Origin of the sequence: Pseudoramibacter faecis, assembly GCF_036289405.1 — a bacterium.
In the GTDB taxonomy this organism is placed as follows: domain Bacteria; phylum Bacillota; class Clostridia; order Eubacteriales; family Eubacteriaceae; genus Pseudoramibacter; species Pseudoramibacter faecis.
The window spans coordinates 1-21325 of the sequence record NZ_JAYFFI010000016.1 but is presented as its reverse complement, the minus strand read 5'-3'; the positions used below and the strand labels follow the sequence as shown (position 1 = coordinate 21325).

Here is a 21325-nt window from a genome sequence, read left to right as displayed (position 1 = left end):
GTCTGTTGGGGTTAACGGTATTTTTTACGGAACCCGCTGGGGGAGATCCCGTATTTTTGGTGAAATATCTTGCCAAAATAGCTGCTGCTGTTAAAACCACAGCATTTCCCGATTTCTGTGATCGATTTTGTGGTATTGAGCAGTAGATTACAGGCTTGTTGTAGGCGAATCAGCCGCAAATAGGCAAGCGGTGTGGTGTGCATCTGTATCTGGAACACGCGGTTGCATTCACGGATGCTGCACTGGGCGGCATCCGCAAGCTCTTTTAGGGAAAACTCTTCGCCGAAATGGGCATTGAGAAAGATGACCATGGTTTTAAGTCGGTCAGACGAAGGTTTCTCCTGAATGTTTTTCCTACAATCCTGGGAAGCATCCAAAAATTCTATCCATAATCTGGAAATCTTTTCTCTGATGTAGATCTCAAAATAGGGTTTGCACGTTGTGTAGAGTTCAAAGGCTTCCCGCATGCATGTAGCGGCTCTTTTGGAAGCTTCTGAATTCTGTTCAAACTTGTAGATATATAAATTCCCGTTTGTTACGATCGGCCGCACGTATTTGTCCATGATGTTCGTGTTGATGACGCCGCCGAGAAAAGACGGTTGAAAGAGGTGCTCTTCAAATAGGCAGCGGCTGCCGGGAACGCCCTTGACCATATGGGCGGTATTCGCATTAATAAAGCCCACATCATTTTTCTCAAACCGGTATATGGCACCGGGGACAGAATAATCCAGCGCGCCTCGGATGATGCGAAAAAACTGCAGGGCACTATGCCAGTGCCATGGATATAGGCTATCCGGGTAAGCTTCTAGTCTGCACAAATCCGAAAAATAAGAAAATTTTTCCGTATTCAACTGACTGGTTTCCTCCATAGTCGAAGGATTAATGCTTAAATGACTCAGCTTTCCGAACTCCTGCTCATTGGCAAAATTGTCATAGTTGGTGGCCGATTTATTATTTTGAACGGAAAATCCGGCCAAATCCTTATAATTTTTGTCTGTTTGCATATATCTCCCCACCTTTCATAGCCCTATAATACAAGCATAAACAAACGGTTACAAAAATCAAGCGAAAAATTGTCCACAGCACACAGGGCCCTCCGTGCAGAGAAAGAGAATTGGTCTTGATCAACTTTGAAAGGGGAAGCGCGGTTTGGAGGTGAATCATCAAAAAACAATTATTTGTTGAGCGGTCAATGTGGAGGAGGTTATTTATGGAGAGTGATATGGAGAGGAAAAAAATTAACAAAATTGCCTTTTGGCCGGCAATTATCATTCTGCTCTGTTTTATTGCTGTCGGAATTATTTGGACGGAGCAGGTAGGGGCAATCATGACAAGGCTGTTGTATGGAATGGCCAATTTCTTTGGCGCCTATATCAATATTTTGGCGTTGGTATTTATTATTCTTGCGGTTGTATTTTTGATTGGCAGATATGGCGACGTGGTGATTGGAGGCAAGGATGCAAAACCGGAATACAGTATGCCAGCATGGTGTGCCATGTCGATCTGTTCCGGGATTGGGACCGGGCTCTTGTTTTGGGCAATGGGAGAACCGATCTTTCACTATATGACAACACCCGCGGCGATTGCGGCGGCGGGATCCAGACGAGCGGGGATCTTCGCGGTATCCCAGGCGATGTGGGACTGGAGTTTCGTTCAGTACTGTATGTATGCGATTTGTGGAGCGGCCTTTGCCATTATCTGTTTTAATCGCAAGCGCAGCCTGTCGTTCGCGTCCCTGCTTGAATGTGCGACGGGCAAGAGAAATAAGCATTTGAATACGCTGATTACAGCGGTTGTGATTTTCTGCCTGATGGGGGCGACATCCAATTCTATGGGAGTCGGGCTGATGCAAATTGGTGCCGGCCTGGAAGCGGCGTTCGGGATTCCGCAGTCAAGCATCACCTGGCTGATCGCGGCGGTAGGCATCACCATCGTTTTCGTCCTTTCCTGTGTATCCGGAATCGGCAAGGGACTAAAATATATTTCCACCGCCTGTATGTATTTCTTTATCTTCCTGCTTGTTTATGTCTTCATCTGTGGAAATACAGAGTTTATCACCAAGATCACATCAGAGTCCATCGGATTTATGGTGGATAACTTTGGCACCATGACGACCATGATGAATGCCATGGCTCCAAAAGATAAATGGTTTGCGGATTGGATCGTGCAGTACTGGTCGTCTTTTATCGTATACGCGCCGGTCATTGGTTTATTCCTTGCCCGCATGGGAAAAGGGAGGACGATCCGAACCTTCATGCTGGTGCAGATCCTGGTTCCTTCAATCTTTTGTATTTTGTGGATCGGTATTTTCGGCGGGCAGACCATATTCCTGCAGACATCAGGAACGCTTAGCATCTGGGAAGCGGTTAACATATCCGGTATGCAGGCGACGGTATTTCAGATTTTGGGAACCTTGCCGGGGAGTAAACTGATCATCGTCATGTTCCTCATCACGGTGACCCTGAGCTTTTGCACGCTGGCGGATCCAATGGCATCCGTTGCCGCGACGCTTTCTGTTGATGGTATGAACGCAGATGATGAAGCACCGAGGAAGCAAAAGATCTTGGTTGGCTGTATTCTGGGCGGAACGGCCTATACGCTGGTTGCCACGGGAGGTATTAATTCCGTAAGAGGGATGTTTACCTTGGTGGGACTGCTGCAAAGCGTTGCCCTGATCTTATGCGCGGTTGTATTATTTAGATACGCCAAACGATGTTACAGATTGCCTAATTGCGGCTGTTTGAAAAAAAGTGAGGCGGAGATGACGGAAGAGGAAATAGAAACAGAGGAAGCGGTAATCAAGAAAAATGAATCGATGAGCATCCGATAGCGGCAGGGCGGCTTCGTATCTAGTCTGATATTTATAGGTTTTATTCAATAAAAATAGCTAAATGGAATGAGGAGGCAAATAATGAGTTTTAAAAGAGTGATTAATGTCGTTGAAACACATGACGGGGAACCGATGAGAGTTGTAACCGGTGGCGTTGGACACATTCCGGGGGATTCGGTTTATGAAATGGAAGAGTATCTGCGCACGAAATCGGACGGTCTGCGTAAATTCCTGCTTCGCGAACCCAGAGGATATCCGCCGCTTTGCTGCAATATACTCGTTCCGCCGAAGGACCCTAAGGCCGATGCCGGCTTCATCATCATGGAGCAAACGGAATATCCGATGATGTCCGGCGGTAACGTCATCTCTGTGGCAACGGTGCTGATTGAGACGGGCATCCTTCCGACGAAAGAGGGAATCAATACGTTTACGCTGGAGGCGCCTGCCGGGCTGATCGGCATCACAGCTAAGGTAGAGAATGGAAAAGCAACGGCGGTAACATTTAAAAACGTTCCGGCTTTCGCGGTTTATACAGACAAAGAGATTGAAGTACCTCATATCGGGCATGGGGTCGAAAAGGTTAAAGTTGACGTGGCCTGGGGCGGTATGTTCTATGCAATGGCAGATGTGCGCCAGTTCCCGTGGATAGAGTTAAAACCGGAAAACGGCAGAGAGATCACCAGGGTGTCCTCTCTAATTCTTAAAGCGGCGCAGGATCAGCTGCCGGTTGCTCACCCGAATTATCCGGGCGTAGGCATCACGATTTCACAGCTGTTCGGGCCATCCGCGCATCCGGAGAAATCCGATGTTCAGAATGCGGTGATGGTTGCCAGTGGCGCGGTTGATTTCGATAATCCTTCCACATGGATCGGAGCGCTGGACCGCTGCCCGTGCGGAACAGGAACCTGCGCAAGAATGGCGGCGATGTATGCCAAAGGAGAGCTTGACCTGAATCAGTCATTCCGCCACGAAGGTTTGCTTGGGGTTGTTTATGAGGGTCATTTGATCGAAAAGACAAAGATTGGTGATTATGCCGCAGTGGTACCGACAATTACCGGTCAGTCTTGGATTTATGGCTATGGCAATTTGGTGCTTGATCCGACGGATCCATTTGAAGAAGGATTTACCATCGGAGATATTTGGGCATAAAGCGACGGCTAAACGCGGATAACAAAGCGACCTCTCCCGGCGTTCCGAGAGAGGTCGCGGATGCTGGGACGAAAAAGGAGGAGGAAAAAACAAATGGCGAAGGCAAAAGCAGATACAGATCTCTGTAAGGGATGCCGCTTGTGTGTTGGTGTATGCCCGGTAAAAGCGATTGAGCCTTTAATAGAAGTAAACAAAAAGGGCTATGAGATTATTAGAATTGATGAAAAAGTCTGTATCGGATGCGGACAGTGCTATGTGATGTGCCCGGATTATGTGTTCACAGTCGAATAATCAGTCAAGAGGAAAACAATGAGCAGAGATTATAAATTGATGAAGGGAAACGAGGCGATCGCGGAAGCGGCGCTGCGTGCAGGCTGTCGGTTTTATGCCGGGTATCCGATTACGCCACAAAGCGAGATTTTGGAATATATGTCAGCCCATATGGCCGATAGAGGCGGCACGTTCATCCAGGGAGAAAGCGAGATCGCCAGCATGAGCATGCTTTGGGGGGCGGCGGCCTGTGGGGAAAGGGTTATGTCCAGTTCATCCGGCCCAGGATACGATCTCAAGCAGGAGGGAATTTCCTATCTTTCTTCTTATAACCTGCCGGCTGCCGGCGGTCATTGCGGACGTGATGCGCTACGGGGTCGGCGATGGCGAAATCACAGAAGGTCAGGATTCTTATTGGCTGGCTACAAAAGGCGGCGGCCATGGGGATTCCAGACAGATCGTTTTATATCCGGCTTCTGTTCAGGAATGCGCGGATCTGACCTATCTCGCCTTTGATCTGGCAGAAAAATATCGGACCGTGGTTATCCTGCTAAGTGACGGCGGGATCAGCCAGATGATCGAAAAGGTGGTGTTTCCGGAGGCGAAAGAGCACGATAAGACCAAATTTGATTGGGCCATTAAATCTTATAAAAAGGCAGAGGAGCCAAAGGTAAAGGTTACAAATCTAGACCGGTCCATGGATGATGACGCATATGACCAGATGATGCGCGATAAATTTGCCGCGATGCATGATGCGGAGCAGCGATGGGAAAGCGTGCAGACAGAAGATGCGGAGTTAATCCTGGTTGCCTGCGGTATCTCATCAAGAGTTTGTCAGTCCGCCGTTCGCCAGGCAAGGGCGCAGGGAATAAAGCTGGGGTTGATCCGGCCGATTTCTTGCTGGCCGTATCTTAAAAAAGCATTTGCGGACCTTCCGGAAGGTTTGAAAGGCTTTGTGACCGTTGAGATGAGCCTTTCGGCACAGATGGGCCAGGATCTGATGCTTGCGACGAAATGCCAGTATCCGGTCTATGGATACCTGACCAGCAAATATGTTGCAAAGACAACCGAATTGGTGACGTATTGCAAAAGTGTGCTCGCTGGCAACGAGAAAGAACTGGGGGTGCTTTAAAGTGGCAATTGCAAGAAAAAAACCAGCAATGATTGGACGGCAGGTTGGCTGGTGCGGCGGCTGTGGCCACGGAATCATCCAAAGATTGATTGCAGAGTGCTGTGAGGAACTTGGTTTGGCAAAGAAAACGGTTCAGGTGGTGGACATTGCCTGTGCCTACTGGTCGATTGATGCGTTGAATGTTGATGGGATTGCAGGTCCTCACGGCAGATGCGCCGCCGTGGCGACCGGGATTAAAAAAATCCTTCCCGATGCGAATGTCTATGTTCATGCCGGTGATGGATGCTCCTATGTGATCGGCTTGTCAGAGACTTGTTTTGCAGCGGAGAGGGATATCCCGATCACGATGATCGTCGTCAACAACGGTATTTTTGGGATGACCGGAGGTCAGATGTGTCCAGCGACCACATTGATCGGGGACAAGACGGTTTCATCAAAAAAGGGACGCGACAAAGACATCAACGGTAAGCCTTTTGACATGCTAAACATTATCTCTAATTACGATATTGCCTATGCGGCAAGGGGGGGCCTCTATGATCCAAAGCACATCAATGAGACTAAGAAAATGATTAAAAAGGGATTTGAATATCAACGGGATAAGAAAGGATTTTCAATCATCGAAGTCCTTTCGACATGTCCGACAAATTGGAAACTCAGTCCTGTTGACGCAATGGCGAAAGTCAAAAATGAAAACGAAAAAATTTTCCCGGTGAAAATCTATGTGGATAATGGAGGAAATAGATAATGGCTGATGTAATGTTTGCCGGTATCGGTGGCCAGGGCGTCTTAACGGCTGGAAAAATGCTTATCCAGATCGCTGCGGAAGAAGGCAAAAATGTGTGCTGGACAAGTGAATATTCCGCAGAGATGCGCGGAGGTAGCGCACTTTGCAGAGTGGTTGTGGAAGATGGAGAAGAAACGATTGGAAGTCCTTACCCGGACCGTCTGGATATCTTGTGCTGCATGACAGAGCATGCCTATGACACCTATTGTGACCAGCTCAGAGATGGCGGACTGGTGGTTGTCAACACGACGCTGTTTGGCGAGCGGCAATATCCGGATAATGTGAAGGTGCTTGGAATTGACACGCAGGCGGTAACGGAATCAGTCGGCAATGCGCGTGGGGCAAACCTGGCTTTGCTTGGGGCCATGGCAAAAGGCTGTGACCTGATTGATGTGTCAAACGAGGAACTATTGCTCGGTTGTCTGAATAAAAAGTTTAAAGGCAACTATGAATGCTTTAAGGGCGGATACGATCGGGCGATAAAGATCAAATAAAGAACAGGAGCAGGCGGGGAAGAACGGGATATGAAAGATAAGACGTTTTTGAGAAACGAATTAAAAAACATCTTTAAAATAATGATAGGATGCTTTATCTACTCGCTCTCGGTTGTGCTGTTTATTGATCCGGCACATATCATTCCCGGATCGGTCACAGGAATCGGGGTCGTCGTCAAAGCCCTCACGGGTTTTCCGATTGGAATGTTGAACCTGATCGTCAATATTCCGCTGGTCATTTGGGCTACGGTCATATTGGGGAAAAGAATTTTGATTTATACCGGCCTGACGGTACTGCTTAATTCCCTGATGATGGATGGGTTAGCGTTTTTGCCCGCTTTTACCAATAATGTTTTGTTGGCGTCAATTTTTGGCGGCGTTGTGATGGGCGTGGGCCTTGGCATGCTTTTAGACGCTGGCGGCAGCACTGGCGGAACAACGATTATCGGGCACATTGTCAATCATAAACGGCCGGATATTCCGATGGGAAATATTCTGATGGTGGGCGATTTTATCATTATCACGATCGGTTCCTTTTTCCTTAAGGATTGGGATCTTCTGCTTTATTCACTGATAGACCTGTACGTGTGTGTCGTCGTGATCAACCTGGTGATGTACAGCGGCAAGGTGCAGAGCATAGCGGTGATCTGTTCTGAGAAGGTTTCCGAGATCGTTAATGAGATTCATGGAGCGGTAAATGGAGATGTGATCGCGGAGGATTCGGAGAAAGTCATTGTGGTAGCCAGAAAACAGGATATCAGCAAAATTCAGCATGCTGTAGAAGCAACGGATCAGAAGGCCACCTGCCTAGCATTTTATGCGGATCATGCCTTTGGCAGGTTTTATAAAAATCTCGCGGCAGCGCCACAAACAGATAGGGAAGACCAGACAGGCGTTGCTCCTGATACGCGGCGAGCGAAGGAATTAAAGGAGAGTAAAAAATCATGACTTACGTAGAGAAACCTTTGGCGGGCGTAAAGGTATTGGATCTGACCCAGGCTTACAGCGGACCGTTTGCAACCATGCATCTGGCCGATCATGGTGCGGATGTCATCAAGGTAGAGGTTCCCGGAAGGGGCGACCAGACCAGGGACTGGTCGCCACTTCGCAACGGCGCCAGCGGATATTTCGGCTATATCAACCGCAATAAAAAAGGAATTACCCTTAATCTGAAATCGGAGGAAGGAAAGGAAATATTTAAGGATTTGGTCAGAAAGATCGACGTAGTTTGTGAAAATTTCCGCGTGGATACAATGGAAAAACTGGGACTGGGCTACGAGGTGCTTAAGGAGGTTAATCCGGGTCTGATCTATGCCTCTATTTCCGGATTCGGGTTGGAAGGGCCAATGGCGAAGCTGCCCTGCTATGATGTTGTGGCACAGGCGGAAGGCGGTATGATCAGCATGACGGGCTTCCCCGGCGAGCCGGTGAAGGTGGGGCCGGCGATCGCGGATAATTACTCCGGGACCTATCTTGCTTTGGGAATAATTATGGCTCTTTACCAAAAACAAAAAACAGGAATGGGGCGCCGCTTGGATGTATCGATGGTTGATACAATCTTTTCGATACTGGAAAGCGGTGTGGTAGAGTATACGGTCAATGACAACGTGATAGGCCCATCCGGGAATCGGGATCCGAGTATCGCGCCATTTGATTCCTTCCCGGCCGAGGATGGGGAATTTGTAATGGCATGCGGAACAGACAAATTTTGGAAACGACTCTGTGAGGTAATGGAGAAACCAGAATTGGCAGAAGATGAACGTTACAATTCGAATGCCCAGCGTTTAGCTAATTGTGCAGAACTGAAGAAAGAAATCGTATCCTGGTCGGAAAGATTTACAGTCGGTGAAGTTGAAGAGCAGATCGTCGGGGCAGGGATTCCTTTCGGGCGGATCAAAAACATGCAGCAGGTCTGCGAGTCAGAGCTGGTTAAGAGTCGGAATATGCTCTGGGCAGTGCATGACCATGGAATCGGAGAGAACATCCGAATCCCGGGCACACCAATCAAATTCCATGGCAGCGAAGATGAAGTTCGCTTCTCGGCACCGATTCTGGGCGAAAATACCAAAGAGGTCTTGACTGATCTTGTGGGATACTCAGAGGAAAAGATTAAGAAATTGCAGAAAGATGCTGTGATCTAAAGATGTTGATTTTTTCTGAGGTTTGGTGTTGCGTGGCCCGATTGTTTGCTCACAGCGTCTATGAAAAAGAGTTAGAGGATGATATCATCAGTGTTATTGATCGAATTAAAATAATCGGCATATAGGTTGTACAAAAAAACATCTCAAAAGAGATGTTTTTTTGCGTATGATCTATGATGGCTTTCCCCAAACGGCTTCCGTCGCGTGGATGGTGCGCGCCATCAGCTCGCGTTCCCGCGCGGTGTCGCCGGTGAGACTCAAGTAGCCGAAGAGCGCCTCAAGTCCCGTGGCATAGCGGTAATCCATCTTATCCGCATGCTTCGGGGGAATGCTCTTGGTGTTGCGCCCCCGGCGGATCAGATCCTGTTCCGACTCGGTTAGAATCGGCAGCAGCTGGCGGATGGCCGCGGCCTGGGCGCTGGCCCGCACATAGCGCGCCGCCAGACGGGTCAGGTGGTTGACGTTTTGCAGGCCCCGGGCGATCAGGTAGCGGCGGATATAATCCGAATAGACCGCGTCGCCGATATAGGCCAGGGTTAATGGACTCAGCCGGCGGGCCTCTTCGGGGGCGTAAATCCGAGTGAGGTGCGCCGCGATATCGGTTCTCTCGCTTACACCTTGTGCCATTTGACACCTTCCCGGGTATCCTCCAGAACGATGCCGCGGGCGGCAAGCTCGTTGCGGATGGCGTCGGCACGGGCAAAGTCTTTGGCCCTGCGAGCGGCCTGCCGCTCGTCAATGAGCGCCTCCACTTTGCTTTCGAGATTGCTGTCCGGTTCCTTTTCGGCCAGGCCGATCACGCCGGCAAGCTCCCGGAAAAGCCCGAGGGCGGCAGTGACGGCGCTTCTGGGCGAGGCTTCTGACAGGGCGGTGTTGGCCGCGCGCACCAGCTCAAACATGGCGGCGATGGCGTCGGCAGTATTGAGGTCGTCGTTCATCGCGGCGATAAAGCCGTCTTTGTATTGGGCAAGGCCTTGGATCCAGGCGGCTTCGTCGGGGGAGGGCTTGCGGTTTTTGGTGTGGTCCGTCAGATAAATCATCTGGTTCTTCGCGTTGTAAAGGCGCTCGAGGGCGTTTTGCGCCGAGGCCAAAAGCGCGTCGGAGAAGTTGACCGGGCTGCGGTAGTGGGCCATCAGCATGAACATGCGCACCGCCTCGAGGTCGTATTTGGCAGCAATGTCTCGAACGGTGAAGAAATTGCCCTTGGACTTGGACATTTTTTCGTTGTTGATGTTGATGTAGCCGTTATGCACCCAGTAACGGGCGAATTCGCAGCCGCAGCTTCCTTCGGACTGGGCGATCTCGTTTTCGTGGTGGGGAAAGATCAGATCCTGGCCGCCGCCGTGGATATCGATGGTTTCCCCCAGAAATTTGCGGCTCATGGCCGAGCATTCGATGTGCCAGCCCGGCCGGCCCTGGCCCCAGGGGCTGTCCCAATAGGGCTCGCCCGGCTTGGCCTTCTTCCACAGGGCGAAGTCGAGAGGGCTGTGCTTTTCATCGTTGACGTCGATGCGGGCGCCGGCCTCGAGATCGGCGACGTTTTGCCCCGAGAGCTTGCCGTAATCCGGGAAGCGGTCCACCGCGTAATACACATTGCCGCCGATGTTATAGGCCAGGCCCTTGTCTTCGAGGGTCTTGACCATCGCGATGATCTCCGGCATCGTGTCGGAGACCCGGGGATGCACCGTCGCGCGGTGAATGCCCAGGGCGTCGGCATCCTTGAAATATTCGGCGATGTATTTATCGGCGATCTCCCTGGCGGTGCAGTTTTCTTCGTGGCTGCGGTGAATGATTTTGTCGTCCACGTCGGTGAAATTCTGCACGAAGGTCACATCGTAGCCGATGTATTCGAGAAAGCGGCGCAGCACGTCAAAAACGATGAAGGGGCGGGCGTTGCCGATGTGAAAATAATTGTAGACCGTGGGCCCGCAGGAATACATGCGGACCTTGCCCGGCTCGATGGGCACGAAAGTTTCCTTTCGTTGGGTCATCGTGTTGTATAATTTCATTGAGTGCTCCTAAAAATAAATTCGAAGGCGCAGCGGGCAAACGCTTGCCGAGGCAGCGCCGATCGTCAGCCTGATGCGCGGCGGATGAGCACCAGCGCGTTCGGCGGCTGAATTTTTTTTATTATAACATAAGGCCGGGGCATTCCCACGACAAATCCAGAGAAAAACGGTTTAACTTGTGACAGTGAAGTGGTATAATAGTAAATATTTTTAATTGTGAAGAAACAGAGGTAAGTTTATGGAAGTCAAAAGAGAGGCTCTGGTGCAGGCGCTTTTATCGATAGAGGATGCGCAGATGGCAAATGATCTGCTTGACGACATGTGCACGATCAAGGAAATTGAGGACATGGCCAATCGGCTGACCATCGCCGAGCTTTTGGCAGCCGGCAAAACCTTTATCGATGTGGAAAAAGCCACCGGCGCGAGCTCGGCCACCATCAGCCGCGTCAACAAGTGCCTCAAGCACGGCCGGGGCTATCGCCGGGTGATCGACCGCATGAACAAAGCCGAACCTTGCGAGTGATCGGCGCGCATCGCAGGCAGATCAATGATCAGAACAATCGTCCAATAAAGCCAGATGGAACCATATTAGGATCGTTATAGAAAGAAGTCAGTCAATTATGAGAAAATTTTATAAATCCCACAAGCTGGACAACGTGTGCTACGATATTCGCGGACCGGTGGTGGAGGAAGCCAACCGGATGATGCGCGACGGCATCGACATCGTGATGCTCAACACCGGCAACCCGCCGTCCTTCCAGATGAACGCCCCGGACGAAGTGATTCGCGACGTGCGCCTGCATTTAAAGGATTCCGAGCCCTATTGTCATTCCAAGGGGCTGTTTCCGGCGCGCAAGGCCATCGTGCAGTATTATCAAACTGAAGGCCTCATGGACCTCACCGAAGAGGATGTGTATATCGGCAACGGCTCCAGCGAATTGGTGACCATGTGCATGCAGGGACTGCTCGACGACGGGGACGAAATGCTCATCCCCACGCCGGACTATCCGCTGTGGACGGCCTCGACAGCGTTGTCCGGTGGCAAACCGGTGCACTATTTGTGTGATGAAGCCAGCAATTGGTATCCGGATCTCGACGATATCCGCGCCAAGATCACGCCGAAGACCAAGGGCATTGTCGTCATCAACCCGAACAACCCCACCGGGGCGGTCTATCCCAAGGAGATCCTTGAGGATATCGTGAAGATTGCCGTGGAAAATGATCTGATTATTTTTTCCGATGAAATTTACGATCACATTATCTACGACGACAAGCCTTTTTATCATCTGGGCAATATGACCGACGAAACCTTGGTGGTCACCCTCAACGGGCTCTCCAAGAGTCACCGGGTGCCGGGCTTTCGCGTGGGGTGGATGGTGCTCTCCGGGAATCGTGACGACGCCAGAGATTATATCGAGGGCATCGACATTCTCACCTCGATGCGGCTGTGTGCCAACGTGCCGGCGCAGTACGCGATTCAAACCTCGCTGGGCGGCTACCAAAGCGTGGGGGATCTGGTGGCGCCGGAAGGCCGACTGCACCAGCAGCGGGACATTGTTTACGAAGGGATCAACGCGATTCCGGGGCTGTCCTGTGTGAAGCCCGACGGCGCGATGTATGCTTTTGTGAAGATCGACACGCCGCGCTTTAATATCACTGATGACGTGCAGTTTGCCCTGGATCTGCTCAAGCGGGAAAAGGTACTCATCGTGCAGGGCTCCGGGTTTAACTGGCCGGAACCCGATCATTTCCGCATCGTATTTCTGCCGAGTCCCATCCAGCTCAAGGACACCATGGGCCGCATCGGGCACTTCATGGGCCACTACATTCAGGAGTGACCCATGCGCCGCTTCAAGGGGCTGCACCGCAACCGCGAGCAGGGTGTTTTGACCGGTGTGTGTCAGGGGCTCGGAGAGTACTTTGATATTTCTCCCTGGCTCATCCGGCTGGTGTTCGTCGTGGTGACGCTGCCCTGGGTGCTCAATGTGGCATCGACGGTGGCGGCGATCGCTGTTTATATCGCTTTGTCGTTTATCATACCGAGCGGCCGCAAAGATCCGCCGGGGGATGGCGGCCGCCACAACACGGTGGACGCAGATTACACGGTGATCGACGAAGACGATCCGACAGATGGCAAAGCCGTGTGAAAAAGAATGCTCTGTTTGAGAAAAGAACGGGGAATCAAAATTTCGTGAGAGTTTATGGAAAAATTTTTTAAAACCACATCGCCGGAAGCGACGGCCGATTTGGGCGAAGTCCTGGGCCGCGCACTGACGGGCAGGAACGGACTGGTGTATCTCACCGGGGATTTGGGCGCCGGCAAAACCACGTTGATGCGGGGCATTGCATCGGGGCTTGGGCTTGACGTCCGGGTGACCAGTCCGACCTTTGCCCTGGTGAACGCATACGGCCGTGATGAGGATGCGGTGTATCATATGGATCTGTATCGGCTGGAGGATATGGACGAGTTGATGGAGATCGGCTTTGAGGATTTTCTGGCAGATGAAACCCTGATCTTTGTGGAATGGCCGGATCTGCTGCTCAATGAAGGCTACGCACCGCTGGCGGCCATTGACCTGCGCCGGGATCCGGCGGATGCCGCGAATCGAATCATTTGCTTTGAGACGGCAGATGCCTCTTTAACAGAAAGGGTGGCCAAATTTGAAAGCTGAGCGCGTTGAAAATACGGCAAGGGCTGGAACGGCAGACGGCAAGCGGCATTTTATCACGGCAGTGATTCCCGCTGCAGGGCAGGGAAGCCGCATGAAGGCCGCGATGAACAAGCAATATCTGACCCTTGCCGGAAAGCCGATCCTCTCTTACGCGATCGATGCCTTCGAGGCCTGTGAACTGGTGAACGAAATTGTCGTCGTCATCAACGCGAACGAGCGGGATATTTTTCGCCGGGAGGTCATGGCGAGACGGCGTTACCGAAAACTAAAGACCGTGGTCGGCGGAGACTGCCGTCAAGCATCGGTGCTCAACGGGCTTAAGGGAGCGGACCCTCGCTGCGATCTCGTGATGATCCACGACGGGGCGCGCCCGCTGATCAGCCAGCAGCTCATTTTGAAGTGCATTGCAGAGACGCTGCGCACCAAAGCGACGGTGGTGGCGGTGCCAGCCAAAAACACCATCAAGGTGGTGCGTCGGGAGAATGACACAGCGGTTGTGGATCACACCCCGGACCGGGAAACCCTTTACGAGGTGCAGACTCCGCAGTCCTTTGATTATGCACTCATCATGGCGGCCTATGCCAAGGCCGCAGCCGACGGGGTGGCCGCAACAGACGATGCATCTTTGGTCGAGCATTACGGCGAGCCGGTAACCATCGTCCGCGGCTATTACAATAACATCAAAATCACGACGCCGGAGGATCTGATGATCGCTGGCGCCGTGTTGGCCGTTCGGCCATAGCTCTGACGCGACAGGCTCAGGCATATCCAACAACGCAATGCGCAATGCGCAGCGAATCAGTGAACAAGACAGTCATACGACAGTCAATGGGAGGTCCTGCTATGGAATTAAATGAAGAATTATTGGCGAGAATGGATTACCGCATGAACCAGGTGCGGTTCTTTGAAGAGAAAATCCGGGAATTGGTGGCTGACGGCGCTTTAAACGGCTCGGTGCATCTGGCCATCGGACAGGAAGCCTCGGACATCGGCGCGTGCCTGGCGCTGGATGCCGGCGACTGGGTAACGATGACCCATCGCTGTCACGGACAGGCCATCGCCTCTGGGATGGAGGTGCGCAGGATGATGGCCGAGGTGCTGGGCAAAAAGAGCGGTCTCTGCGGCGGCAAAGCCGGCTCGCTTCACCTGGCGGATGCCTCGGTGCGGAATCTGGGCGCGGCGGATGTGCCGGGTCAGGGATTTAGCGTGGCCTGCGGCGCGGCGCTAACCCAGAAACTTCAGAAAACCGGCAACGCCGTGCTCTGTTTTGGCGGAGACGGGGCAGCCGATGAAGGCAGTTTTCACGAAGCGCTCAATCTCGCGGCGGTGTGGCAGCTGCCGGTGATCTTCTTCATCGAAAATAATTTTTACAGCGGAACCACCGCCATTGAAGACCATATGAAAGGTGAACACATTGCCGACCGCGCCCATGCCTATGGCATGCCCGGCATTACTGTGGACGGCAATGATGTGGTGGCGGTGTTTACCGCAGTGGATCAGGCGCGGGCCCATGTGAAAGAAGGCAACGGCCCGGCGCTGATCGAAGCGCAGACCTATCGCCTTTGCGGCCACGACACGGCGGACCTCCAGCTTTACCGCCCCAAGGAAGAAGTGGAAGCCTGGGTGGAGAACGACCCCATTGTCCGATTTGAAGAACAGCTGCAGTCGGATTTTCAAATGGCCCCTGAAGTGATTGATCAGCTTAAGAAAAACGCCAAGCGTTCGGTGGAGGAAGCAGCGGATTTTGCAAAAAATGCCGATGAACCGACGGTGAGCGAAGTGATCACAGATGTTTTCGCATAAGGAGGCAGGACGATGGAACTCAAAGAAATGACCTATAAAGAAGCGCTGAAATTGGCGCTGAAAGAAGTGATGACTGCTGACGACGCCGTGGTGATCTTTGGTGAAGATGTGCGCCAAGGCGGCGGTGTGACGCTGGGGCTCGTTCAGGAATTCGGCGAAGCTCGAGTGATGGATACCCCGGTCAGCGAATCGGCAATGGTGGGTTGTGCCGTGGGGGCGGCCATGACGGGGCTGATCCCGGTGGTGGCGCTGCGCTCGATGGATCAGGCAGCGCTGGCATTGGGCGAAATCATTGACGCAGCCGCGCGCACCGCTTATACCTCTGGCGGCCAGTATCATGTGCCGCTGACATTGCTCATTCCGGCGGGGCTTGGCGACGGCGTGCGTCAGGCCGGTCAGACCTTGGAAGGGCTTCTCGCGCAGATCCCCGGGCTTAAAATCGTGGCGGCCTCGACGCCGGCCCAGGCCAAGGGGCTGCTCAAATCGGCGATTGCCGACCCTAATCCGGTTGTATTTTTGATGAATCAGGACTTAATGGCCCTTAAAAGTCAGGTGCCGGCCAATGCGGATTATACCCTGCCGCTGGAAACGGCCTATGTGGAACATTCCGGTGACGACATGACCATTGTGACCTGGGGCGCCTCGCTGGTGACGGTGCTCAAAGCGATGGCTGAGCGGGACGATGTTTCGGCGGAAGTAATCAATCCGATGACCCTTGCGCCGATGGATATCGGCGCGGTGCTCGCCTCGGTGAAGCGGACTGGGCACTTGCTGATCGTGCACGAAGGCAGTAAGACGGGCGGTATTGGCGCGGAAATAGCGGCGTCGGTGATCGAAAGCGACACCTTCGACTATCTCGAGGCGCCCATTATCCGCCTGTGTGGTCTCGATACGCCAATGCCCTACAACCGCAGACTGCAGGATGTGGTTGCCCCTCAAAAAGAAGATGTGCTTCAGGCCATTGACGACCTGTTGGATTTATAAACTGCGGGAAGGAGCGAAGCATGACAGATCAAAATCAGCCGAAGGGCAATGAACGGCTTTCTTTGAGAAATCTCGGGCAGCGTAAACGGGATGTTCATTCTCGTGAAAACAATCTGCGCTCAACCCCGGCGGCCCGCCGCTACGCCCGGGAAAAGGGCATCGATCTCAGCAAACTGGATGGTTTTTTCGGGAATCGGCGCATCACCGAGAAAGACATTGATCTTTACCTTGAAAAAAAACGCATAGTCCAAAAGCGGGTGCACAAAGATCAGGCACGTGAAGTGCGTGAAAGCCTGCCGGAGGAGCCGACCGCCGAAGAAGATGAAGGCATTTCGCCTCTGGCACGAAAACTGGCCGAAAAGCTGCACGTGGATTATCATAAGATTGAAAGCGGCAGCGGTCCCGAGGGGCGCATCCTGCGCCGCGATATCAGGGAGGCGGCACAAAAGGCCGCGGCGGACGGCGCTGAGCCGGAAAGCGACGCGGCAAATGCGGTTGAAAGATTAAAGGCATCGGCCGAGTCGGAAGCGCTACCAGAAGAATCAATCGATGAAACGGCGATGGCGGATGGGCCGACCGCCAAAGCAGATTCGGCAGACGAAGCGGGCACAGGTGCGCCGAACGGCGTCGAAATGCCGGATGCCACTGCCGGAAGCGATAAAGCGTCTGCAGCGGCAGCGGATTTAGTGAGAAGCCGGGATCGAAGGAGACTTGCCGCCAAGGTGTCGGCAGATGTATTGGCGTCGGCCGATTTTAATCCGGAGATGGCCCCGGACTATACCAAGATCATCAATCTTGGCGTGGCGGCCAAGGCCGACCCGGATTCCGAACGGGATTTTGATGTTGTCGTGCTGGGCGGCGGTGCGGCCGGCATTGCCGCGGCGATTGCGGCCGGCCGCAAGGGCTTTAAAACCGCGCTGGTCGCGGAAAATTTCGGCGGCGGATTTTTGTACGGCGGCGCGGTGGAGGCGCGATTCCTTTACGAAAACGCTAAACTGATCCGATCCTGCATCGGCGCAAGGCGCAACAAGGGCATTGTTGTTGACAAGCTGTCCCTGGACATGCAGGTAATGGGGAGTGAAAAGCAGCGTGCGGTGGATTACGAATCGGCGGTGTTGCGCAGCGATTTGATGGATGCCGGCGTGCGCGTGTTTGAAGGCGCGGGCCGCCCACTGGCACCGGGCTTTATCGACGTGAAGGACGAGAGAGGCCACCAGGGGCGCCTCAACTGGCGAAAGCTTATCGTGGCGACGGGCACTCTGCCCCAGCCGGCGGCTTTTACGGAAGATTATGACGAGTTGATCACCGACAAGACGATCTTCAATCTCGACCAGATCCCCCAAGAGCTGACGATCATCGGCGACGGCCCTATCGTTTGCGAGGTGGCCTCGATTTACGCGACGATGGGCTCCCGGGTGTCCATCATCACCGCGGCGGACAATGTTTTAAAGGGCCTCGACGCTCAGATCATCAACCGCCTGGAAGAACAGATGAAGCGCAGCGGCATCGGCGTGCACACCCGGTCGAAGCCCGTGGATATCTATAAAGATTCTCTGGGCACCATTCACATTGAACTGGCGGACACCGACGCGAAGCCGGCGGCAAACGGCCGCTATCCCAAAATCACCACGGTGATCTCGTCGGCGATTTACGTCGCCTCGGAATACCGCGTGAACACCCGTGGTCTTGATGCTCTGCGTCTCGATATCGACGGGGGGCGCATCGTCATTGATGAATTTGGCAGAACCTCGGTGCCTAATGTGTATGCCATTGGAGAAGCGACGGGCCGGTGCATCCTGGCGCATCAGGGGCGGGCCATGGCCCAGATGGTGGTGGACAACATCGCCCTCGAAGCAGAAGGCAGCGAACCGCGCGCCATCGATTTCACGCAGGTGCCGGTTTGCATTCATGCGTTTCCGGAGGTGGCGACCATCGGTCTCGACACCCGCCGGGCCGGCGCGGCCCATGAGGATGTGCGCTTCGGCCTTGCGCCGCTGGGCAGCGAGCCCGGCAGTCTCTTTGACGAGGATAAGCAGGGCTTCGTGAAGGTTATCGTCGATGGGGAAACCCGGGAAATTCTCGGGGTGCACATCATCGGCGAAGAGGCCTGCGGTCTCCTCGGGCAGGTGCAGGCGCTGATGGCGATGCGGGGCACCGACGCCGATATGGCGCGGATCGTCAATCCGGCGCCGAGTTTGGCGCAAGCCGTTCAAAACGCCTTTGACAAAATTGACGCATGACCGACATTAAAGGAGACGAGCATTCATGACAAACCAATCCCATTCCGAACGGGAAACTATTGTCGTTCTCGATTTCGGCGGCCAGTACAAGCAGCTGATCGCCAGGCGCGTGCGGGAATGCCATGTGTACTGCGAAATCCATTCGTATCAAACCAGCCTCGAAACGCTCAAGGCGATGAATCCCAAGGGCATCATCCTGACCGGCGGACCCAACAGCGTTTACGATCCGGCCTCCCCGACCTATCCCCAGGAACTCTTTAAAGTCGGCATTCCGATCCTCGGCATCTGCTACGGCTCGCAGCTGATGGCCTATCAATGCGGCGGCCGGGTAGAGACGGCACCCGCCAGTGAATACGGCCGCACCGATGTGACCATCGACGGCGCCGGAAGCCGCTTATTTGCCGATGTGATGCCGGAAACGACCTGCTGGATGAGCCATACCGATTATATTGCGGCGCCGCCGAAGGGATTTGCGGTGACTGCCCACACGGCGAATTCTCCGGTGGCGGCGATGGAGGATCCGGCGCGAAATCTCTACGCGGTGCAGTTTCATCCGGAGGTGGTGCACACCCCGGAGGGCACAAAGATGCTGCGCAACTTTGTGATCGATATCTGCGGCTGTGCCGGCAGTTGGCAGATGGATGCCTTTGTGGACAGCACCGTCGCGGCGCTGCGGGGAAAAATCGGAGGCGATCGGGTGCTGCTCGGCCTGTCCGGCGGGGTGGACTCCACCGTGGCGGCGGTGCTGCTCTCCCGGGCCATCGGCAAGCAGCTGACCTGCGTCTTTGTGGATCACGGCCTGATGCGCAAGAACGAGGGCGACGAGGTTGAGGCCGTGTTCGGGCCGGAAGGCGATTTCGATTTGAACTTCATTCGGGTGAACGCCGGCGATCAGTATTTTAAAGCCTTAAAAGGAGTCATTGATCCGGAACAGAAACGCAAGATCATCGGGACGCTCTTTGTGGAAATTTTTGGCGCGGAAGCGAAAAAGCTGGCCGATCAGGGCGGTTTTAAATACATGGCCCAGGGGACGATCTATCCCGATGTGGTGGAAAGCGGCGTCGGCAGCGGCGGCGCGGTGATCAAATCCCATCACAATGTCGGCGGCCTGCCCGAGGAAATGGTGGTGGACCTCGGCTTTGAAGCGGCGCCGATCGAACCGCTGCGCGATCTTTTTAAAGACGAAGTGCGCAGGGCCGGATTGGAGCTGGGCATTCCGGCGCATCTGGTGTATCGCCAGCCCTTCCCGGGGCCGGGTCTCGGCGTGCGCGTCGTGGGCGAAGTGACGCCGGAAAAGGTGGCCATCACCCAGGAGGCGGATGCGATCTTCCGCGAGGAGCTCGCCCATGCGGGCATTGACACCGGCAAGGGGCAGTTTTTTGCGGCGCTTTCCAACCTGCGGTCGGTGGGCGTGATGGGCGACGGCCGGACTTACGACTATGCTGTGGTGCTGCGCGGGGTGCTCACCGCCGACTTTATGACGGCCGAGGCCGCGGAAATTCCGTGGCCCGTGCTGCAAACCTGCATGAACCGGATTATCAACGAGGTGAAGGGCGTCAACCGCGTGATGTACGACCTGACGTCCAAGCCCCCGGGAACGATTGAGTTTGAATAGGAGATATTTTGCTAAAAATGGCTTATTTTCAAGGGTTATAGCCCGTTCGAATGAACAACTGGGACAAAATTGGGTAAAGATTTCAAAAAGAATAAATTGAGTAATAGCTCCCAGTGGCTTTACAAGAAAATACAAAAAAATGAGACCGTAGCTTAGTTGTTACGGTCTTTTTGTGTCTATTTGTGTTTTTTCAAGAAACGAGATTTCTTAGGAAAAGACAACTTCCAATCTTCAAATTCTTCGTCTGTAATTTCCCCGTTATAGTGTTTCTTTCTCATTTCATCCCATTCGACTAAAAAGTCATCAAAATGTGGATTGTGGGATAAAAGAGCAGTAGTCTCACCATTTCCTGCAAGGGGACGGAATTTCATTTCCTTTTCGTAGTCGAAGATGATATGCATGATTTCAAAAATAGAATTCGGTTCATGGTCGATTAATGCAGAAATATCACAGTTAAGTGCATCTGCTATTTTTCTTAATTGTTCCTTGTTTGGAGATCTATTTCCTAATTCATAATTACGAATTGCAGCATCAGTCAGTCCGGACATGATGGCAAGTTCTTTCTGTGTTAGTTTCCTAAACAAACGAATTTGTTTTAATTTCTTACCGGAAATCATTTTAGGACTCCTCTCTTAAAAATTTCTTTTACATTTTATCATAAATAATCATAAAACACAACATAAGTGTTCTGTTTGATATTTTAAATAACGCCTTAATATTAGGAAGCATAAAAGAAAATATTTTATAATAAGTCTTGACAGAACGAAAATGAACTATTATAATACGGATATACAGTTCAAATACGAACTTTTAAAACGCAAGATATTTAGATTGACGCTCGTCCTATCTCAAGACATGGATGCAGAACCTTGCAAAAACTATGAATTGAAAGGAGGGCTAAAAATGCAAAAGATATTCATGACAGCAAAAGAAGTTCAAGATTTTTTGGAAGTCAGTAGAACAACTGCATATCAGCTAATAAACGAAATGAATCAAGAACTTACAAAGCTCGGCTATCGAGTACAAAGAGGCAAAGTGAATCGACAGTATTTCATGGAAAAGTATTGCTATGGAAATGAAGCTTGAATTTATAATCTAAGTGCAACAAATAAATAATGACTCATAGCCTTGGTATAATGGTGTTTGCAAAGACATCCAATATTCAAGGAGAAACTATGAGTCACTACAAACATCTTACACCA

23 protein-coding genes and 1 pseudogene are annotated in these 21325 nt (G+C 52.5%); 20 read left to right on the top strand and 4 right to left on the bottom strand.

The features are described from left to right. Positions 1-11: 11 nt before the first annotated feature. Complete coding sequence (locus V3C63_RS09570) at positions 12-977, bottom strand: AraC family transcriptional regulator (RefSeq protein ID WP_329887553.1); 966 nt, start codon at positions 975-977, stop codon at positions 12-14. 233 nt (positions 978-1210) lie between these two features. On the opposite strand from V3C63_RS09570, the gene V3C63_RS09565 reads away from it, so the two are divergent. The 10 genes and pseudogenes from V3C63_RS09565 to V3C63_RS09525 all read left to right on the top strand — a co-directional run bounded on the left by V3C63_RS09565 (position 1211) and on the right by V3C63_RS09525 (position 8800). Then, positions 1211-2830, top strand: coding sequence for a BCCT family transporter (locus tag V3C63_RS09565; protein ID WP_329887552.1), 1620 nt, complete (start codon positions 1211-1213; stop codon positions 2828-2830). A gap of 81 nt (positions 2831-2911) precedes the next feature. Next, positions 2912-3979, top strand: a complete 1068-nt coding sequence (locus V3C63_RS09560) for a proline racemase family protein (protein WP_329887551.1) — start codon at positions 2912-2914, stop codon at positions 3977-3979. 93 nt (positions 3980-4072) lie between these two features. Next, on the top strand, positions 4073-4270 hold the full coding sequence (locus tag V3C63_RS09555; protein ID WP_329887550.1) for a 4Fe-4S binding protein: 198 nt from the start codon (positions 4073-4075) through the stop codon (positions 4268-4270). Positions 4271-4288: 18 nt separating this feature from the next. After that, positions 4289-4765 carry a hypothetical protein gene (locus V3C63_RS11850; protein ID WP_425355378.1) on the top strand — a complete coding sequence of 159 codons (477 nt, stop codon included), beginning with the start codon at positions 4289-4291 and terminating at the stop codon, positions 4763-4765. Next, positions 4659-4967: pseudogene (locus V3C63_RS11845) on the top strand (3-methyl-2-oxobutanoate dehydrogenase subunit beta); the annotation flags it as partial. The gene V3C63_RS11850 and the pseudogene V3C63_RS11845, both read left to right, overlap by 107 nt. Then, positions 4947-5381 carry a hypothetical protein gene (locus tag V3C63_RS11840; RefSeq protein ID WP_425355379.1) on the top strand — a complete coding sequence of 145 codons (435 nt, stop codon included), beginning with the start codon at positions 4947-4949 and terminating at the stop codon, positions 5379-5381. The pseudogene V3C63_RS11845 and the gene V3C63_RS11840, both read left to right, overlap by 21 nt. A 1-nt stretch (position 5382) precedes the next feature. After that, positions 5383-6126, top strand: coding sequence for a thiamine pyrophosphate-dependent enzyme (locus V3C63_RS09540; protein ID WP_329887549.1), 744 nt, complete (start codon positions 5383-5385; stop codon positions 6124-6126). Continuing rightward, the gene (locus tag V3C63_RS09535) at positions 6126-6659 is read left to right on the top strand and encodes a 2-oxoacid:ferredoxin oxidoreductase subunit gamma family protein (protein ID WP_329887548.1); all 534 of its coding nucleotides are present in this window, start codon (positions 6126-6128) and stop codon (positions 6657-6659) included. The genes V3C63_RS09540 and V3C63_RS09535 overlap by 1 nt, the downstream gene beginning before the upstream one ends. A gap of 30 nt (positions 6660-6689) precedes the next feature. Continuing rightward, positions 6690-7607: a YitT family protein gene (locus V3C63_RS09530; RefSeq protein ID WP_329887547.1), complete on the top strand. Its 918-nt coding sequence runs from the start codon at positions 6690-6692 to the stop codon at positions 7605-7607. Further along, positions 7604-8800 carry a CaiB/BaiF CoA transferase family protein gene (locus V3C63_RS09525; RefSeq protein ID WP_329887546.1) on the top strand — a complete coding sequence of 399 codons (1197 nt, stop codon included), beginning with the start codon at positions 7604-7606 and terminating at the stop codon, positions 8798-8800. The genes V3C63_RS09530 and V3C63_RS09525 overlap by 4 nt, the downstream gene beginning before the upstream one ends. A gap of 171 nt (positions 8801-8971) precedes the next feature. Here the strand turns inward: V3C63_RS09525 and V3C63_RS09520 are convergent, their stop codons facing one another. Together V3C63_RS09520 and cysS are read right to left on the bottom strand one after the other, a co-directional pair. After that, positions 8972-9427, bottom strand: coding sequence for a Mini-ribonuclease 3 (locus V3C63_RS09520; RefSeq protein ID WP_329887545.1), 456 nt, complete (start codon positions 9425-9427; stop codon positions 8972-8974). Next, entirely contained in the window at positions 9412-10809 is a 1398-nt protein-coding gene (cysS, locus tag V3C63_RS09515; protein WP_329887544.1) for a cysteine--tRNA ligase, read from the bottom strand. Before cysS ends, V3C63_RS09520 begins: the two co-directional genes overlap by 16 nt. A gap of 238 nt (positions 10810-11047) precedes the next feature. Here cysS and V3C63_RS09510 point away from each other — a divergent pair, with 238 nt between their 5' ends. The 9 genes from V3C63_RS09510 to guaA all read left to right on the top strand — a co-directional run bounded on the left by V3C63_RS09510 (position 11048) and on the right by guaA (position 20123). After that, a complete protein-coding gene (locus tag V3C63_RS09510; protein WP_329887543.1) occupies positions 11048-11332 on the top strand; it encodes a YerC/YecD family TrpR-related protein in 285 nt (94 codons plus the stop codon). A 97-nt stretch (positions 11333-11429) separates the two neighbouring features. Beyond that, positions 11430-12647, top strand: a complete 1218-nt coding sequence (locus V3C63_RS09505) for a pyridoxal phosphate-dependent aminotransferase (protein WP_329887542.1) — start codon at positions 11430-11432, stop codon at positions 12645-12647. Positions 12648-12650: 3 nt separating this feature from the next. Further along, positions 12651-12956, top strand: a complete 306-nt coding sequence (locus V3C63_RS09500; protein ID WP_329887541.1) for a PspC domain-containing protein — start codon at positions 12651-12653, stop codon at positions 12954-12956. Positions 12957-13010: 54 nt separating this feature from the next. Beyond that, a complete protein-coding gene (gene tsaE, locus V3C63_RS09495) occupies positions 13011-13481 on the top strand; it encodes a tRNA (adenosine(37)-N6)-threonylcarbamoyltransferase complex ATPase subunit type 1 TsaE (RefSeq protein ID WP_329887540.1) in 471 nt (156 codons plus the stop codon). Further along, a complete protein-coding gene (gene ispD, locus V3C63_RS09490; protein ID WP_329887539.1) occupies positions 13471-14223 on the top strand; it encodes a 2-C-methyl-D-erythritol 4-phosphate cytidylyltransferase in 753 nt (250 codons plus the stop codon). The genes tsaE and ispD overlap by 11 nt, the downstream gene beginning before the upstream one ends. Before the next feature lie 101 nt (positions 14224-14324). Beyond that, complete coding sequence (locus tag V3C63_RS09485; RefSeq protein ID WP_329887538.1) at positions 14325-15284, top strand: thiamine pyrophosphate-dependent dehydrogenase E1 component subunit alpha; 960 nt, start codon at positions 14325-14327, stop codon at positions 15282-15284. A gap of 12 nt (positions 15285-15296) precedes the next feature. Then, positions 15297-16268 carry an alpha-ketoacid dehydrogenase subunit beta gene (locus V3C63_RS09480; protein WP_329887537.1) on the top strand — a complete coding sequence of 324 codons (972 nt, stop codon included), beginning with the start codon at positions 15297-15299 and terminating at the stop codon, positions 16266-16268. 20 nt (positions 16269-16288) lie between these two features. After that, positions 16289-18508, top strand: coding sequence for an FAD-dependent oxidoreductase (locus V3C63_RS09475; protein ID WP_329887536.1), 2220 nt, complete (start codon positions 16289-16291; stop codon positions 18506-18508). A gap of 25 nt (positions 18509-18533) precedes the next feature. Then, positions 18534-20123 (top strand): glutamine-hydrolyzing GMP synthase, encoded by a 1590-nt coding sequence (gene guaA / locus V3C63_RS09470; protein WP_329887535.1) that lies wholly within the window; start codon positions 18534-18536, stop codon positions 20121-20123. A 176-nt stretch (positions 20124-20299) separates the two neighbouring features. Here guaA and V3C63_RS09465 read toward each other — a convergent pair whose 3' ends face one another. Continuing rightward, positions 20300-20740, bottom strand: a complete 441-nt coding sequence (locus V3C63_RS09465) for a helix-turn-helix domain-containing protein (RefSeq protein WP_329887534.1) — start codon at positions 20738-20740, stop codon at positions 20300-20302. Positions 20741-21026: 286 nt separating this feature from the next. On the opposite strand from V3C63_RS09465, the gene V3C63_RS09460 reads away from it, so the two are divergent. Next, positions 21027-21209: a DNA-binding protein gene (locus V3C63_RS09460; RefSeq protein WP_329887533.1), complete on the top strand. Its 183-nt coding sequence runs from the start codon at positions 21027-21029 to the stop codon at positions 21207-21209. Positions 21210-21325 lie beyond the last annotated feature (116 nt).

Excerpts from the sequence above, each read along its gene's own strand:
- V3C63_RS09485 (WP_329887538.1), top strand. The coding sequence starts at position 14,325 with ATGGAATTAAATGAAGAATTATTGGCGAGAATGGATTACCGCATGAAC.
- V3C63_RS11840 (WP_425355379.1), top strand. The coding sequence starts at position 4,947 with ATGGATGATGACGCATATGACCAGATGATGCGCGATAAATTTGCCGCG.
- cysS (WP_329887544.1), bottom strand. The coding sequence starts at position 10,809 with ATGAAATTATACAACACGATGACCCAACGAAAGGAAACTTTCGTGCCC.
- V3C63_RS09565 (WP_329887552.1), top strand. The coding sequence starts at position 1,211 with ATGGAGAGTGATATGGAGAGGAAAAAAATTAACAAAATTGCCTTTTGG.
- V3C63_RS11850 (WP_425355378.1), top strand. The coding sequence starts at position 4,289 with ATGAGCAGAGATTATAAATTGATGAAGGGAAACGAGGCGATCGCGGAA.
- tsaE (WP_329887540.1), top strand. The coding sequence starts at position 13,011 with ATGGAAAAATTTTTTAAAACCACATCGCCGGAAGCGACGGCCGATTTG.
- V3C63_RS09460 (WP_329887533.1), top strand. The coding sequence starts at position 21,027 with ATGCAAAAGATATTCATGACAGCAAAAGAAGTTCAAGATTTTTTGGAA.
- V3C63_RS09560 (WP_329887551.1), top strand. The coding sequence starts at position 2,912 with ATGAGTTTTAAAAGAGTGATTAATGTCGTTGAAACACATGACGGGGAA.
- V3C63_RS09500 (WP_329887541.1), top strand. The coding sequence starts at position 12,651 with ATGCGCCGCTTCAAGGGGCTGCACCGCAACCGCGAGCAGGGTGTTTTG.
- V3C63_RS09465 (WP_329887534.1), bottom strand. The coding sequence starts at position 20,740 with ATGATTTCCGGTAAGAAATTAAAACAAATTCGTTTGTTTAGGAAACTA.
- V3C63_RS09505 (WP_329887542.1), top strand. The coding sequence starts at position 11,430 with ATGAGAAAATTTTATAAATCCCACAAGCTGGACAACGTGTGCTACGAT.
- V3C63_RS09525 (WP_329887546.1), top strand. The coding sequence starts at position 7,604 with ATGACTTACGTAGAGAAACCTTTGGCGGGCGTAAAGGTATTGGATCTG.
- V3C63_RS09535 (WP_329887548.1), top strand. The coding sequence starts at position 6,126 with ATGGCTGATGTAATGTTTGCCGGTATCGGTGGCCAGGGCGTCTTAACG.
- V3C63_RS09510 (WP_329887543.1), top strand. The coding sequence starts at position 11,048 with ATGGAAGTCAAAAGAGAGGCTCTGGTGCAGGCGCTTTTATCGATAGAG.
- V3C63_RS09555 (WP_329887550.1), top strand. The coding sequence starts at position 4,073 with ATGGCGAAGGCAAAAGCAGATACAGATCTCTGTAAGGGATGCCGCTTG.
- V3C63_RS09475 (WP_329887536.1), top strand. The coding sequence starts at position 16,289 with ATGACAGATCAAAATCAGCCGAAGGGCAATGAACGGCTTTCTTTGAGA.
- V3C63_RS09520 (WP_329887545.1), bottom strand. The coding sequence starts at position 9,427 with ATGGCACAAGGTGTAAGCGAGAGAACCGATATCGCGGCGCACCTCACT.
- V3C63_RS09530 (WP_329887547.1), top strand. The coding sequence starts at position 6,690 with ATGAAAGATAAGACGTTTTTGAGAAACGAATTAAAAAACATCTTTAAA.
- V3C63_RS09480 (WP_329887537.1), top strand. The coding sequence starts at position 15,297 with ATGGAACTCAAAGAAATGACCTATAAAGAAGCGCTGAAATTGGCGCTG.
- guaA (WP_329887535.1), top strand. The coding sequence starts at position 18,534 with ATGACAAACCAATCCCATTCCGAACGGGAAACTATTGTCGTTCTCGAT.